General features: G+C 64.2%; 13 protein-coding genes. All 13 read right to left on the reverse strand.

What is annotated here, in order from left to right; genetic code table 11:
- Window positions 1-11: 11 nt before the first annotated feature.
- A complete protein-coding gene (gene typA / locus EBQ26_RS04170; protein WP_122237767.1) occupies window positions 12-1,844 on the reverse strand; it encodes a translational GTPase TypA in 1,833 nt (610 codons plus the stop codon).
- A gap of 62 nt (window positions 1,845-1,906) precedes the next feature.
- On the reverse strand, window positions 1,907-2,413 hold the full coding sequence (locus tag EBQ26_RS04175) for an O-acetyl-ADP-ribose deacetylase (protein WP_122237768.1): 507 nt from the start codon (window positions 2,411-2,413) through the stop codon (window positions 1,907-1,909).
- A gap of 33 nt (window positions 2,414-2,446) precedes the next feature.
- Window positions 2,447-3,043 carry a cold shock domain-containing protein gene (locus EBQ26_RS04180; RefSeq protein ID WP_122237769.1) on the reverse strand — a complete coding sequence of 199 codons (597 nt, stop codon included), beginning with the start codon at window positions 3,041-3,043 and terminating at the stop codon, window positions 2,447-2,449.
- Window positions 3,033-4,016, reverse strand: coding sequence for a tRNA pseudouridine(55) synthase TruB (truB, locus tag EBQ26_RS04185; RefSeq protein ID WP_122237770.1), 984 nt, complete (start codon window positions 4,014-4,016; stop codon window positions 3,033-3,035). The genes EBQ26_RS04180 and truB overlap by 11 nt, the downstream gene beginning before the upstream one ends.
- Window positions 4,013-4,408, reverse strand: coding sequence for a 30S ribosome-binding factor RbfA (gene rbfA / locus EBQ26_RS04190; RefSeq protein ID WP_390614163.1), 396 nt, complete (start codon window positions 4,406-4,408; stop codon window positions 4,013-4,015). Before rbfA ends, truB begins: the two co-directional genes overlap by 4 nt.
- Complete coding sequence (infB, locus tag EBQ26_RS04195; protein WP_122237771.1) at window positions 4,408-7,296, reverse strand: translation initiation factor IF-2; 2,889 nt, start codon at window positions 7,294-7,296, stop codon at window positions 4,408-4,410. The genes rbfA and infB overlap by 1 nt, the downstream gene beginning before the upstream one ends.
- An 18-nt stretch (window positions 7,297-7,314) precedes the next feature.
- The gene (gene nusA, locus EBQ26_RS04200; RefSeq protein WP_122237772.1) at window positions 7,315-8,814 is read right to left on the reverse strand and encodes a transcription termination factor NusA; all 1,500 of its coding nucleotides are present in this window, start codon (window positions 8,812-8,814) and stop codon (window positions 7,315-7,317) included.
- Window positions 8,815-8,899: 85 nt separating this feature from the next.
- Entirely contained in the window at window positions 8,900-9,499 is a 600-nt protein-coding gene (rimP, locus tag EBQ26_RS04205; RefSeq protein ID WP_122237773.1) for a ribosome maturation factor RimP, read from the reverse strand.
- Window positions 9,500-9,810: 311 nt separating this feature from the next.
- A complete protein-coding gene (locus EBQ26_RS04210; RefSeq protein WP_122237874.1) occupies window positions 9,811-10,572 on the reverse strand; it encodes a HesA/MoeB/ThiF family protein in 762 nt (253 codons plus the stop codon).
- Between the two features lie 264 nt (window positions 10,573-10,836).
- A complete protein-coding gene (locus EBQ26_RS04215) occupies window positions 10,837-11,709 on the reverse strand; it encodes an SDR family NAD(P)-dependent oxidoreductase (RefSeq protein WP_122237774.1) in 873 nt (290 codons plus the stop codon).
- A gap of 90 nt (window positions 11,710-11,799) precedes the next feature.
- The gene (gene rapZ / locus EBQ26_RS04220; protein WP_122237775.1) at window positions 11,800-12,663 is read right to left on the reverse strand and encodes an RNase adapter RapZ; all 864 of its coding nucleotides are present in this window, start codon (window positions 12,661-12,663) and stop codon (window positions 11,800-11,802) included.
- Window positions 12,656-14,446, reverse strand: coding sequence for a DNA repair protein RecN (gene recN / locus EBQ26_RS04225; RefSeq protein WP_122237776.1), 1,791 nt, complete (start codon window positions 14,444-14,446; stop codon window positions 12,656-12,658). Before recN ends, rapZ begins: the two co-directional genes overlap by 8 nt.
- On the reverse strand, window positions 14,446-15,342 hold the full coding sequence (locus EBQ26_RS04230; protein ID WP_122237777.1) for an NAD kinase: 897 nt from the start codon (window positions 15,340-15,342) through the stop codon (window positions 14,446-14,448). The genes recN and EBQ26_RS04230 overlap by 1 nt, the downstream gene beginning before the upstream one ends.
- Window positions 15,343-15,519: the final 177 nt, after the last annotated feature.

Raw genomic sequence — 15,519 nt, forward strand, 5'->3', positions numbered from 1 at the left:
ATGCGAAATCCTCACGCCAGCGCCGCATTCTTGGCGCGCTTGCGCTCGTGCTCCTTGAGGAAGCGCTTGCGCAGGCGGATGGAGGTGGGGGTGATTTCCACCAGTTCGTCGTCGTCGATGAATTCCACCGCGTATTCCAGCGTCAGCTCGATGGGCGGGGTGATCTTGATGGCGTCCTCCTTGCCGCTGACGCGGAAGTTGGTCAGCTGCTTGGTGCGCGTGGCGTTGACCACCAGATCGTTGTCGCGGCTGTGGATGCCCACGATCATGCCCTCGTACACCGGGTCGCCTGCCTTGACGAACATGCGGCCGCGGTCGTCGAGCTTGCCCAGCGCGTAGGTGATGATTTCGCCGTCGTCCATGCTGATGAGCACGCCGTTCTTGCGCCCGCCGATCTCTCCGGCGTAGGGCTCGTAGCCGTCGAAGATGTTGGAGATCAGACCGCTGCCGCGCGTGAGGTTGAGGAATTCGTTGGCAAAGCCGATCAGCCCGCGTGCGGGGATGCGGTATTCCAGGCGCACGCGGCCGCGCCCGTCGGGCTCCATGTTCACCAGCTCGCCCTTGCGCTCGCCCAGTGCCTGCATGACGCCGCCCTGGTGGCCTTCCTCAATGTCGGCGGTGACCAGCTCGTAAGGCTCGCATTGCTGCCCGTCGATGTCGCGGAACACCACGCGCGGCTTGGAGACGGCCAGCTCATAGCCTTCGCGGCGCATTTCTTCGAGCAGGATGGTCAGGTGCAGTTCGCCGCGGCCGGAGACTTCGAACACGCCGTCCTCGTCCGTTTCCTTCACGCGCAGCGCGACGTTGGAGCGCAGCTCCTTTTGCAACCGATCCCAGATCTGGCGGCTGGTGACGTACTTGCCCTCGCGCCCGGCCAGCGGGCTGGTGTTGACGCAGAAATTCATGGTCAGCGTGGGCTCGTCGATCTTGAGCATGGGCAGCGGCTGGGGCTTGGCGATGTCGGTAATTGTCTCGCCGATGCCGATGTTCTCGATGCCGTTGACCAGCACGATCTCGCTGGGGCCAGCCTCAGTGGCCTGCACGCGGTCCAGCCCCTGGAAGGTCAGCACCTGATTGACGCGGCCTTTGTAGGTTTCGCCATCGGGGCCGCGCGCCACCAGAACGTCCTGGCCGGGCTTGAGCGTGCCCTGGGTGATGCGGCCTACGCCGATGCGGCCCACGAAGGTGGAGTAGTCCAGCGCGGAGATTTGCAGTTGCAGCGGCGCGCTGGCATCGCCCTGCACGGAGGGCACGTGCTTGAGGATGGTGTCGAACAGCGGCGCCATGTTCTCGCCCCATTTTTCACCCGGCTCGCCCTCCTCCAGGCTGGCCCAGCCGTTGATGCCGCTGGCGTACACCACGGGGAAGTCCAGCTGCTCGTCGGTGGCGCCCAGCTTGTCGAACAAATCAAACGCCGCGTTGATCACCTTGTCCGGGTTGGCGCCGGGCTTGTCCACCTTGTTGACCACGACGATGGGCTTGAGGCCCAGGGCCAGCGCCTTTTTCGTCACGAAGCGCGTTTGCGGCATGGGGCCTTCCTGCGCGTCGATCAGCAGCACCACGCCATCGACCATGCTCAGGGCGCGCTCGACCTCGCCGCCAAAGTCCGCGTGGCCGGGCGTGTCCAGGATGTTGATGTGCGTGCCCTGCCAGTTCACGGCGCAGTTCTTGGCCAGGATGGTGATGCCACGCTCGCGCTCGATGGCGTGGCTGTCCATCACCGTGTCCACGACTTTTTCGTGCTCGGCGAAGGTGCCCGACTGGCGCAGCAGTTGATCGACCATGGTGGTCTTGCCGTGGTCCACGTGGGCGATGATGGCGATGTTGCGGATTTCTTTGGTCATACAGGGTTTGTCAAAAGACGGATTTGAAAATGGATCTGCAGGCGCGGCTTTTGAAAAGCTTTTCAGGGCGCGCCCAGCAAGGATTGGTACAGGGCCAGATCGGCCGGGCCGAAGCAGCAAAACAGCACTTGCTCCAGCCGCGCCAGATCGGGATGGCTTTGCACAGCCACCACGGCCACGGGCGCGGCCAGCTCGGGCGGGTAGCCGTACACGCCAGTGCTGATGCAGGGAAATGCCAGGGTCTTGAGGCCGTGCTGCACGGCCAGATCCAGGCTGTTCACATAGCAGGCGCGCAGCAAATCCGCCTCGCCCTGCGCGCCGCCCTGCCAAACGGGGCCGACGGTGTGGATGACGTAGCGGCTAGGCAGGCAATAAGCCGCCGTGATCTTGGCCTGGCCCGTGGCACAGCCGCCCAGCAGGCGGCATTGGGCCAACAGCTCAGGCCCAGCAGCGCGGTGAATGGCCCCGTCCACCCCGCCGCCGCCCAGCAGGCTGTGGTTGGCCGCGTTGACGATGGCATCCACGGCCAGGGTGGTGATGTCGGCCTGGAGGGCGATGAGTCGGGTCATGGGCTCAACCTTTAACAAGACACATCCAAAGCGTTACCAGCCACCACTGCACCATTGCGACTCGCAGGGGACGCCGTCGTTGTCACTGTCCATCTTTGTGCCCGGGCAGTTGCTGATAAAAAATTTGGCCTCTTCACACGAGGTCATCTGCGAGCAATGTGTGCGGCCATCGCACCGATAGACGGACGAAGTGGCTTGCACAGGGGTGACGGGTGTACTGCTCAACATCTGGCTCAGTTCTTGCCGACGCCGCCTTTCCTGCCATTCGTTCTGCAAATGCAGGTAGGCCACAGCAACGCCAATCACCAGCAGCGCAACCCGAAACACGAGTCCAAGCCAAGACGCCGATTCTCTGGCTTTTGAATACCCTCTTCGTGCATGAAGCCGTTTTTCCGCTCTGGCATATCCAGCCTTGGGTCTATCCGGACAAAACAGGTTTTTGGCCTTCTTTTTGCCTTTTTCGTCAGTCACCACCTCAAACGACACACGCTCGCCCACCGTCGGCCGCCGCCCGTCCTTCGGGAACTCGGAGATGTGCACAAAGACTTCCTCATCATCGTTGCCAGAAGCCTTGAGAAAGCCAAAGCCTCGACCGTCGTTCCAGCGAGAAACAGCACCTTCAAATCGCATCGTGACCTCCTCGTTGTGCCAGCGTCTGCCCCACCTCCACCGGGCTGAGCAAACGCATCGGGATCAACTCCCCTGCCTTGACTTGCGCTGCGCCCAGCAGGGCGCGGGGCTGGTCGCCGAACACGGCCACTTGCGGCGCGTCGGGCCAGGGGCCGCGGCGGCGCATGCCGCTCAAGAATCGGCCTGCTTCGTCATGGCCCAGGGTGATCTGCGGCCAGCCGTGCAGCAGCGTCTCAACGGGGTGCAGAGCTTGCAGGCGCTGGCCTTCGGGCAGGGCTTCGAGCTGATCCAGCGTGATGGCATCCTGCACATGCAGACCGCCGGTGGCCACGCGGCGCAGCATGGTGAGGTGGCCGCCGCAGCCCAGGGCGTTGCCGATGTCTTCGCCCAGGGTGCGGATGTAGGTGCCCTTGCTGCATTGCACGCGCAAATGCAGGTAGGGGTAGGGATGAGCGCTCTCGCCCGTCAAGGCGAAATCCAGCAGCTCCAGGTCGTGAATGGTGACTGCGCGGGCTTCGCGCTCCACGCTTTGGCCCTCGCGGGCGTATTCGTACAGCGCCTTGCCGTCTTTTTTCAGCGCGCTGTGCATGGGCGGTACCTGGCGAATGGGGCCGGTGAAGTCGTCCAGTGTTTGCACCACCTGCCCTGCCGTGCAGCTCACGGGGCGTTGCTGCAGCACTTCGCCTTCGGCATCAGCAGTGCTGGTGTTCACGCCCAGGCGCACGATGGTTTCGTAGGTTTTGTCGGCGTCGAGTTGCAGCTGGCTGAACTTGGTGGCCGCGCCAAAGCACAGCGGCAGCACGCCGCTGGCCAGCGGATCGAGCGTGCCGGTGTGGCCGGCTTTTTCGGCGCGCAGCAACCATTTGGCTTTTTGCAAAGCCTGGTTGCTGGACAGGCCCAGCGGCTTATCGAGCAGCAGCACCCCGTGTACAGGGCGGCGCTGCACCCTGGCACGGGATGGCGGCGCGGTCATTCGGCGGGGTCTTCCTTGCCGCGCGATTCGACCGCCTTGGCGATCAAGGCGTTCATGTCGGCCGCGCGCTCGGGCGTGCGGTCGAAGATGAAGTGCAACGTGGGCACGGTGTGGATGTGCAGGCGCTTGAACAGGCCATTGCGCAAAAAGCCCGCCGCCTGGTTGAGGGCGGCCACGGATTCCTCCGGGTCGCCCACCAGCAGGCTGACATAGACCTTGGCATGGGCATAGTCGGGCGTGACTTCCACGCTTTGGATGGTGACCATGCCCACGCGCGGGTCCTTGAGCTCGCGCGCGATCAGCTCGGCCAGATCGCGCTGGATCTGGTCGGCCACGCGGTAGCCGCGGTTGGGTCGGGATGCTTGTTTTCGCATGGCATCTGGCGCGGGCATCACAGCGTGCGCGCAATCTCCTTGATGTCAAAGAATTCGAGCTGGTCGCCTTCCTTGATGTCGTTGTAGTTGCGCAGCTTGATACCGCACTCGAAGCCTTCGCGCACTTCCTTGACGTCTTCCTTGATGCGGCGCAGCGATTCGATCTCGCCGGTGTAGACCACCACGTTGTCGCGCAGCAGGCGGAAGTGCGAGCTGCGGGTGACGAAACCGCTGGTGATGTAGGAGCCAGCCACGGTGCCGATCTTGGAGGCCACGAACACGGTGCGGATCTCGGCCGTGCCGGTGACTTCCTCACGCTGCTCGGGCGCCAGCATGCCGCTCATGGCCGCCTTCAACTCGTCCACGGCGTCGTAGATGATGTTGTAGTAGCGGATGTCCACATCGTTGGTCTCGGCCAGCTTGCGCGCGCCAGCATCGGCGCGCACGTTGAAGCCGATGACGATGCCGCCCGAGGCGATGGCCAGGTTCACATCGCTTTCGCTGATGCCGCCCACGCCGGAGTACACCACCTGCACCTTGACCTCGTCGGTGCTGAGCTTGAGCAGCGACTGCGACAACGCCTCCTGCGAGCCTTGCACGTCGGCCTTGATGAGGATGGGCAGGGTCTTGACCTCGCCGGCGGTCATGTCGGCAAACATGTTCTCCAGCTTGGCCGCTTGCTGCTTGGCCAGCTTGGTGTTGCGGAACTTGCCGGCGCGGTAGGTGGCGATTTCACGCGCACGGCGCTCGTCGCTCATGACCATGAAGTCGTCGCCTGCCAGCGGCACTTCGGTCAGGCCCTGGATTTCCACCGGGATCGAGGGGCCGGCGCTTTGCACGCGCGCACCGCCTTCGTCCAGCATGGCGCGCACGCGGCCATAGGTCTGGCCGGCCAGCACCACGTCGCCCACCTTGAGCGTGCCCGACTGCACCAGCACCGTGGCCACGGGGCCGCGGCCCTTGTCGAGCTGAGCCTCAATCACCAAGCCCTTGGCCATGGCTTCAACCGGGGCCTTGAGTTCGAGCATATCCGCTTGCAGTAACACGTTTTCCAGCAAGTCATCGATGCCCATGCCGGTCTTGGAAGAGACAGCAATAAAGGGGGAGTCGCCGCCATACTCCTCGGGCACAACCTCCTCGGCCACGAGTTCGTTCTTGACCTTCTCGGGGTTGGCCTCGGGCTTGTCGGCCTTGGTGATGGCCACAACGATAGGCACTTTGGCCGCTTTGGCGTGCTTGATGGCCTCCTTGGTCTGGGGCATCACACCGTCGTCAGCGGCCACGACCAGAATGACGATGTCGGTGGCCTGCGCGCCACGGGCGCGCATGGCGGTAAAGGCTTCGTGGCCCGGCGTATCCAGGAAGGAAACAATGCCGCGCGGCGTCTCGACGTGGTAGGCGCCGATGTGCTGCGTGATGCCGCCCGCCTCGCCAGAGGCAACCTTGGTGCGGCGGATGTAGTCCAGCAGCGAGGTCTTGCCGTGGTCCACGTGGCCCATGACGGTGACCACGGGGGCGCGCGGGTGCAACTCGGCCTGGTATTGGCTGGCCTCGTCTTCGGTGAAGGCCTCGGGGTCATCGAGCTGGGCTTGCACGGCGCGGTGGCCCATTTCCTCGACCACGATCATGGCCGTATCCTGATCCAGCGGCTGGTTGATGGTGACCATCTGGCCCATCTTCATCAGCGCCTTGATGACCTCGGAGGCCTTGATGGCCATCTTGTGCGCCAGCTCGGCCACGGTGATGGTCTCGGGCACGTGCACGTCCAGCACACGGAATTCCTGCTGCACCGGCTCGGCGCGGCGATCGCGCGCATCGCGGTTGTCGCGTTTGCCTTTGGCGGACTTACCGCCAGCCTTCCAGCCGCTGGCGCCGCCGCGGCCCACGCCCCCGGTGGCATCACCTCGGGTCTTGATTTCCTTGCGGCGACCGTCTTCTGCAGACCAGCTCGAGGACAAGTCGGAAGATTTGATCTCCTTGACTTTACGCCCCGCACTGGCGCTGGATTTCTCGGTTTTTTTCTTGGCATCGCCTGTATTGGCGGGCTTGGTCAGCGTACCTTTCTTCGCATCTGCCGCGGCGCTTGGCGCTGGCTCTTCGGCCTTTTTCGCCACCAACACCTTGCGCGGTGCAGACATCATGGCGCGAATGGCCTCCGCCTCGGCCAGGGCTTTGCGCCGGCGCTCTTCCAGATCGGTGGCGCGGCGCGCCTCCTCCTGCGCACGCAGGCGCGATTCTTCTTCTGCCTTGCGGCGCTGTTCCTGCTGCTCCTTCGCGCGTTGCTGGGCTTCAAGGCGTTGCTCTTGCAGGGCCTGCTCTTTCTCAGCAGCAGCGCGGGCTTTTTTCTCCGACTCTTGCCGGGCATAAGCCGCTGCGCGCTCTTCAGCCTCACGCTCTTTGCGCTCACGCTCCTCACGGGCAGCGCGCTCGCGCTCCAACTCTGCCTCCTGCTGCTGCAAGCGCTCCGCTTCTTGGCGGGCTTCTTGCTCACGGCGGGCCAACTCGGCAGCGCTTTCTGTAGCTGCAGGGGGTTGCGCCACATCCTGCGCAGAGGCATGGACGGGGGCAGGCGACGCCTCCACCGGCGCTGCCGTTGCTTCTGTCACATCCTCCCGCTTCACAAAGGTGCGTTTTTTTCTCGTCACTACGTTAATGGTGCGTGCCTTGCCGGTGGCATCGGACTGCTTGATAGCGCTGGTTGAGCGTTTGGTCAACGTGATCTTGCGACGCTCATCGGCGTGACCTGTAACGCTTTGCAGATGCGCCAAATACTGCTGCTTATCCGCCTCGCTGAGTGTGTCATTCACCGAAGTTTTGGCAACACCGGCTTCTTTAAGTTGCTGCAGCACGGCCTGGGGCGTTTGCCGAAGTTCGGCGGCAAATTCCGTAATGGTGTTTGTCGACATAAATCTGCTCCGCCCTCCTTATACCTGTTGGGCCTGGTCGTTATCGAACCAGTGCGCACGCGCTTTGACAATCAAATCGGTCGCTTCTTTTTCGTCCAAACCACCGATCTCCATCAGTTCATCGGTAGCCAAGTCGGCCAAATCATCGCGACTGAGCACTTGGCGCTCGGCCAGTTTGACCAACAAATCGGCGCTGACGCCTTCCAGCTCGCGCAAATCCTGCGCCACTTGGGAGACGCTTTGCTCACGCGCAATTTCCAGCGTCAACAGCGCATCTTTGGCGCGTGCGCGCAGCTCGCTGACGGTTTCCTCGTCAAAGCCTTCAATCTCCAGCATTTCCTGCAAAGGCACGTAGGCGATTTCCTCCAGCGTGGTAAAGCCTTCGGCAATCAGCATGTCGGCCATTTCCTGATCGACATCGAGCTTGCCCATGAACAGCTCGCGGATCTGGCTGTCCTCATTGGCCTGCTTCTCGGCAGACTCGGCCGGATCCATGATATTGATTTTCCAACCCGTCAAATCGGATGCCAGTCGCACGTTCTGGCCGCCGCGGCCAATGGCATTGGCCAGGTTTTCCTCATCCACTACCACGTCCATGGCGTGGGTTTCTTCGTCCACGTAAATGGACTGCACCTGCGCTGGCGACAGCGCGCCGATGACGAACTCGGCCGGATCTTCCGACCACAGCACCACGTCCACTTTCTCGCCAGCGAGCTCATTGGTCACCGCATTCACGCGGGTGGCGCGAATGCCCACGCTGGTGCCAATGGGGTCTACCCGCGGATCGTGCGAAACCACGGCTATCTTGGCGCGCGAACCGGCATCCCGAGCGCAAGACTTGATTTCCACCACGCCTTGGCCGATCTCCGGCACTTCATTGCGAAACAGTTCCATCATGAACTCGGGCACAGTGCGCGACAGCAAAATGGCTGGCCCGCGCAACTCGGGGTTGACTTCCATGATCAGCGCCTTGACGCGATCGCCCGAGCGCAGGTTTTCCTTGGGGATCATGTGCGAGCGGCGCAAGCGCGCCTCAATGCGCCCGTTTTCGACGATGGCGTCACCACTTTTATCCACGCGCTTGATGGTGCCGGAAAAAATCTTTTGTCCGTGCGAAAGGAAGTTGCTCAGCAGCATGGCGCGTTCGGCTTCACGGATCTTCTGCAAGATCACCTGCTTGGCCGCCATGGCGCCAATGCGACCGATCGGGATGGACTCGATTTGCTCTTCAATGTAGTCGCCCACCTGCAATTGCGGATCGCGCTCTTGCGCGTCCATCAGCAGCTCTTCCGCATCGGGGTTTTGCAGGCCAGCCTCGTCGGGCACCACCAGCCAGCGGCGCAGCGTCTCATAGTCGCCGCTGTCGCGATCGATTGCCACGCGGATGTCCACGTCTTCCTTGTAGAGCTTTTTACTCGCCTGCGCCAAGGCCAACTCAATCGCCCCGAACACCACGTCGCGCTCAACGTTTTTCTCCAGCGAGATCGCATCGACCAACATCAGCAATTCGCGATTCATGTGCACAACTCCTGCAGCCCTTAGGGGCCTGCCATTTCCTTTAATTCGTTTTCTCTACCGGGATGAACCCGTTGAAGCGACCGCTTCAACGCCCTTTGAAGCTGACAATCGGCGCCAGGCGCACTTCCTTGGCTTCATCAAGCGTAAAGCCCAGCGCCTGCGCTGGCGGCGGCACGTATTTCTTGCTCACCTTCTGGCCGGGTTTGCGCTCGGGTTCGTCGGTCCAGACCACCTGCCACTGCCCTGGCCCATCGCCCGCCAGCAACTGGCCGCGAAAGCGTTTGCGATTGGCACTCACCACACCGCCTGCGGCCGCGCCAATAGGCTGCTTGAGCACCACGTCCACCACCTCGCCGGTGAAGCGCCGCAAGTCGCGCTCATCACGCAACAAACGGTCAATGCCTGGCGAGGAGACTTCCAGACGGGCGTAATCGACACCCTCGACCTCCAACGCGAACTGGAGCTGGCGGGTGACCGTTTCGCAGTCTTCCACGGTAATGGCACGTGGCGCGGCAGATGCGGGCAGCGCTGGCTCTTGGGCAGGCGCTTGCGGCTCGGCGCTTTCTGGCTCCTGCCAAGGCAGATCGATCGTCACGCGCAGCAAGCCGCCAGCAGAGCGCTCTACTTCCACCAGATCAAACCCCAAACCTGCGACGGTTTGTTCGATCACCTGCTGCATTGCCACGTTTGACGTCCCCTGAAAAAACAAAAAAACCCGCAGGTGGCGAAACCTCGGGTTTGCCGATGCCCTGCCCCCTATCCCTGTTGCACGGGGAGCAAAGCGCCTATCTCGCCTGCCTTGCGGCTGTGTCCAAAGTGCTGCTGCGCCCTTGCACAGCGGTCCCTTCTTTCCGTTTTCGACCATTTGAAAACAACAAGGGGCGGCTTGTTTCCGCCCCATTCAATCGCTGCATTGCTGCCTTGGTCGAATGCAAAACGGCGTAGATTGTAACCGCAATGCCCCCTTCGCACCATAGCCAGGCTGGCTGCCGCGGCCTAAACCGTTGCCGGGCGTGGCGGCGCGCATACACCACAGCCAGGATTGCGGGCCAACTGCAAGGCCTGCGGCGCGCTGCTCAGCGCGTTGAAAAGCAGCAACTGGCCGCATGCGCTCTGGCCCAGGCCCAGCAGCACCTTGAGGGCCTCGCCAGCCTGCGCCGTGCCGACCATGCCCACCAGTGGCGCAAAGACGCCAAAGACCGCGCACGCGCCATCGTCGGCGTGCCCCTCGCCAAACAAGCAGGCATAGCAGGGCGAATCGGCGCGGCGCGGGTCAAATACGCTGAGCTGGCCATCAAAACGCGTGGCCGCGCCCATGACCAATGGCGTTTGCGTGGCGATGCTGGCGCGGTTGATGGCGTGGCGCGTGGCGTAGTTGTCGCTGCAATCGAGTACCACATCGCATTCGGCCAGCAGGCGCGTCAGGCTGCTGAAGTCCAGCCGCTGCACCAAGGGGCGGATCTCCACATCGGGGTTTTGCGCCGCCATGCGCTGCGCCAGTACCTGCGCCTTGGGCTGCCCCAAATCGGCAGGCGTGAAAAACACCTGGCGTTGCAGGTTGGAGGCCTCAACCACATCGTCATCGGCAAGCCACAGCCGCCCTACGCCAGCGGCGGCCAGGTAGGCGATGGCGGCATGCCCCAGGCCGCCGCAGCCCACCACCAGCGCCGTGCTGGCCAGCAGGCGCTCTTGCCCGGCCAGGTCGATTTCGTCGAGCAAGATGTGGCGTGCGTAACGCAAAAGCTGGGCGTCATTCATGGGCGGGCAAAGGGGATCGGCAGGGTTTTGGGGGAGGGCCTGCAACAGCCAGGCCACACGGAAAGTTAACAAGAGTTACGCACGGATGCGATTCGTTGCATGAGGCTCATGTGGCCTCTACACTCTGTGCACATGAGAGGAGAGGAGGGGCACCTTGCAGGCTGTGCAATCGGACGCTCCCCCATGGGCACACCCATCGCTGCGGCTTGAAAGAGTTGGCGCGATGGGTGTTTTTTTGCCCGGAGCAATGTTTTGGCAAGACTTTTATTGCCGCACATCGTCAATGACTGGCTCGCCAAAGCCGGGCGCATCCAGACGCTGCAAGATGGCGTGGGCGGTGGCCTCGGGCGTTTGCAGTTGGCCGTTTTCCAGCAAGCTTTGAAAGCGCGGCAAATCGGGGAAGTCCTGGGCGCGGGCGCTGCGCAGGTGCTGCTGCATGTCGGTGGCGATGACGCCCGGCGCCAGCGAGACTACGCGCGCACCAGCGGGCTTGGCCGATTCTTCCAGAGCCAGGCAGCGGCTGTAGAGATCCATGCCCGCCTTGGCCGCGCAGTAAACGGCTTGCGCCGCCATGGGGCGGCGGCCCAGGCCAGAGGAGATATTGAGCACTTTGCGCCCTGCCGCCGCTCCTGGCGGCGCGGGCCAGTTTTCACTAGCGCGCAAAAAGGCGGCAGAGAGCAGCATGGCCGCCTCCAGCCCCACGCGCAGGCCCTGGGTGATGTCGGCGCTGCCAAGCTGGCTGAGCGGCGCAATGGTGGGGATCAGGCCGGCGTTATTGATCAGGCGCAGCTCGCGCCAGATGGTGGGCGCGGCCTCAGTGCGTGCGGCTTCAGCGGGCGCGGGTTGTGCGGGCGCAGCGTCAGCAGCCGATACCAAGGTGTGCTGCTGCGCCTGCTCGTGTCCGGCCAGCCATTGCTCCAGCCGCTGAGCGACGGGGGCGGCGTCGGCCAAGTCGGCCTGCCATTGCTCGAAATGCGCTGGGCTGTGCGCAGCCAGCGCTTGCAAATGGGCGCTGGGCTGGCGGGCGATGCCCAGCACGCAATCGCCCGGCCGGGCGCGCTGCAACAGCGCCGCAGCCAGCGCCTGGCCCAGCCCTCGGGAGTGGCCGGTGACGATGGTCAAGGTGGCTTGGGTCATAATTTCGGGTTTATATTACAAATCAAAAAGAAATAAAACAACCTTGTTTCGGCATGATAGGTGTAAAATAGAATTTACATTGATTTGAAATCAACGCACCAACTCGATTTCCCGGTGGCGCTTGAGCACCGTCCAATCGGCGCTGAATTGCGCGGCCAGTTGCTCCACCATGAACACCGAGCGGTGCTGCCCGCCAGTGCAACCGATGGCGACGCTGACGTAACTGCGGTGGTTGTCGGCATGGCTGGGCAGCCATTTGTGCAAAAAGCCGGCGATGTCTTGCTGCATGGCCTGCACTGGCGCCTCGCGTTGCAGGAACTCGATCACGGGCGCTTCCAGCCCGGTGCGGTGTTTGAGCTCGGGCACGTAATGGGGGTTGGGCAGCATGCGCACGTCGAAGACGTAATCGGCATCGCGCGGGATGCCGCGCTTGAAGGCAAAGGATTGGAAGATCAGCGTCAGCCGCCCCGGCGGCAGGCTGAGGATGTGCTTGAGGCGGCTTTGCAGCTCCGAGGCGCGGCTGTGGCTGGTGTCGATGACGTGGGCCATGTCGCGCAGCGGCCCCATGATGCTGCGCTCGTGCGCGATGAGCTGCACCAGCGCCGCATCGCCGTGCGCATCGCTGCTGCCTGCCAGCGGATGCTTGCGCCGGGTTTCGGAAAAGCGCCGCACCAGCGTATCGGTGGCGGCATCGAAAAACAGCACCCGCACATGCACACCCTGCCCGCGCACGGCTTCGAGCAGCCCGGGCAACAAGGGCAGCGATTGCGCGCTGCGCGCATCGATGGCAATGGCCATGTTGGCGATGTGCTGGTTGCGCTCCAGCGCCAGGCTGGCCAGCAGCAACTCCGGCGGCAGGTTGTCGATGCAGTAATAGCCCGCATCCTCCAGCGCGCCCAGCGCCACGGATTTGCCCGAGCCGGACATGCCGGTAATCAGCACCAGTTCACGCATGGGGATTTCCTTTCGCGGTTTTCTTTTTGCCAGCTTTGGCGGCTTGAGGGGTTTGCGCGGCTGCGGCTGGGGCTGTATCGGCGCCGGCCTGCAAGGCTTGCGCGGCGCGCGCCAGCATCTCCTGCGCGTGCGCCAGCGTGGTGGGGGTGAGGGCATCGCCGCCGAGCATGCGGGCGATTTCCGCCACGCGCGCCTGGCCTTCGATGGGCTGCACGGCGCTGCTCGCGCCTTGCTGCGCCACGGTTTTCTGCACCAGCAAATGCCCGTTGGCGCACGCAGCGACCTGCGGCAAATGGGTGACGGCCAGCACCTGCCTATCGCGCCCCAGGCGGCCCATGAGCAGGCCGACGCTGTGGGCCACGGCGCCGCCGATGCCGGTATCGACCTCGTCAAACACCAGCGTGCCCGCATGCCCGAGCTGGCTGGTGCACACGGCAATGGCCAGGCTGATGCGCGAGAGTTCGCCGCCAGAGGCGACCTTGGCCAGCGGCCGCGCGGCGCCGCTGTGGCTGCTGGCGATGAGAAATTCCACTTCGTCCAGCCCGTGCGCCTGGGGTTGCTCCAGCGTGTGCAGGGCGATGGCAAAGCGGCTGCCGCTCATGCCCAGGCTGTGCATCAGGGTGGTGACGGCGGCCTCCAGCGCGGGCGCGGCGGTGCGGCGCTGGGCCGAGAGGGCTTGCGCCGCCGCCTGGTATTGCGCCCGGGCGGCCTGCTCGGCTTGCATGAGGGCGGGGATGTCCGCGCCCGCATCCAGCGCAGCCAGTTGCGCGCGCCATTGCGCCCACAGCTCGGGCAGGGCCTCGGGCGGCTGGCGGTGGCGGCGCGCCAGCGCCAACCATTGGCCCATGCGTTCATCGAGCTGGGCGAATTCGGCCGGATCCCACTCCTGCGCCTGGGCGTAGTCGCGCAGCGCGCGGGCGATGTCTTGCAGCGGATCGGCCAACGCGGCCAGGGCGTTTTCCCATTCGGCAAATTGCGGCTCGATGTTGCGGTGCTCGGCCAGGATGTGGCCCGCTTGCGTCAGGGCGCGCAGCGCGCCGCCGCCTTCGTCTGCGTCCAGCGCTTGCCAGGCGTGGCTGGCGGCGCGCTGCAAATCCTGCATGTGCGCCAAGCGCGTGTGTTGTTGGTCGAGCTGCGCCCACTCGCCCGCTTGCGGCGCCAGGCGGCCGATTTCCTCCAACTGCCATTGCAGGCGCTCGCGGTCTTGCTGCATGTGCTCGGCGTTGGCCTGGGCTTGCTCCAGCGCGGCCAGCGCGTCGCGCCAGCGCTGCCAGGCTTGCCCGGTGGCCTGGGCCTGCGGCTGGGCGCTGGCGTAGCCATCGAGCAAGGCGCGCACGGTGGCCGGGCGCATCAGGCTTTGCCAGGCGTGCTGGCCGTGGATGTCCACCAGCCACTGACCCAGCTCGCCCAACTGGCCGATGGTGGCCACGCTGCCATTGATCCAGGCGCGGCTTTTGCCGTGCACATCCACCGTGCGGCGCAGCAGCAAGGTGGGGTCGGCATCGGCGGGGTCGGCCTCCCAGCCCTGCGCGTGCAGCCATTGCGCCAGGGGGGAATCGGGCGCGGTGGGGGCGTCGAATTCGGCCACGATTTCGGCGCGCTGCGCCCCGGCGCGCACCAGGCCGGATTCGGCACGCGCGCCCAGCACGAGCTGCATGGCGTCGATCAGGATGGATTTGCCCGCGCCTGTCTCACCGCTGAGCACGGTGAAGCCGCTTTGAAAATCGATCTCCAGCGCCTGCACGAGCACGAAGTCGCGCAAGGCCATGCGGCGCAGGGCCATCAGCTCCCCCCTTCGTTCCAGCCGAGCTTGCTGCGCAGCATGGCGAAGTAGCTCCAGCCCTTGGGATGCAGAAAGCGCGCGCTGTGCGGCGAGCGTTTGATGTGCAGGGCATCGCCCACCATCAAATCGGGTGAGGTGAGCATGTCGAACTTGGCGCTCATGTCGCGCCCGGCCAGGATGCGGATGGTGACGTGGCTGGCATCGGGCAGCATCAGCGGCCGGTTGGAGAGCTTGTGCGGCGCAATGGGCGCCAGCACCCAGCCTGCGGTGGCCGGGTGCACGATCGGCCCGCCCACCGAGAGTGAATACGCCGTCGAGCCTGTGGGCGTGGCCAGGATCAGCCCGTCGGCGCGCTGGTTGGAGACAAACTGCCCGTTGACCTCCACGCGCAGCTCCAGCATGCCCGCCGCCGCGCCGCGCGAAACCACCACATCGTTGAGCGCGTGGCATTCGTGGATGGTGTGGCCCTCGCGCTCGACCCGCGCGTGAATCAGCGGGCGCAAATCCTGCTCGTAAATGCCGTGCAGCATGGGGCCGAGCTGGTCCTGGTAATGGTTGAGGGGCAAATCCGTCACAAAGCCCAGCCGCCCCTGGTTGATGCCGATCAGCGGCGTGGCGTAGGGGGCCAGCTCGCGTGCAATGCCCAGCATGGTGCCGTCGCCGCCGATGGCGATGCACAAATCGCACTGCTGGCCGATCTGGGCCGGGGTGAGCAGCGGATAGCCCTCCACACCCAGGTTCAGGGCCGATTCGGCCTCCAGCGCCACCTCGCAGCCGAACTGGCCGAGAAAGCGCGCCACATCCTCCACGATGCTGCGCGCGGCCTTGCGCGCATCTTGCGAGGGCGTGACCTGGTATTTGCCCAGGATGGCGATCTTTTGAAAAGAGGTATGCATGGGTCAAAGGCCAAGAACACACGGCAAACGCCGCCACAGCAAGGGCCGCCGCGCCAGTAGCGCCAGCAGCCCCCTGCAACCGCGCGCAGTATAGCCTTGCACCACACCCCCAACGCCCCGCGCACAGCACGCATGAAGGGCACTCTATTTACACATCAAGATAAAAATAACTTTATA

The sequence above is a fragment of the Allofranklinella schreckenbergeri genome, assembly GCF_003703475.1.
Lineage (GTDB): Bacteria > Pseudomonadota > Gammaproteobacteria > Burkholderiales > Burkholderiaceae_C > Lampropedia > Lampropedia schreckenbergeri.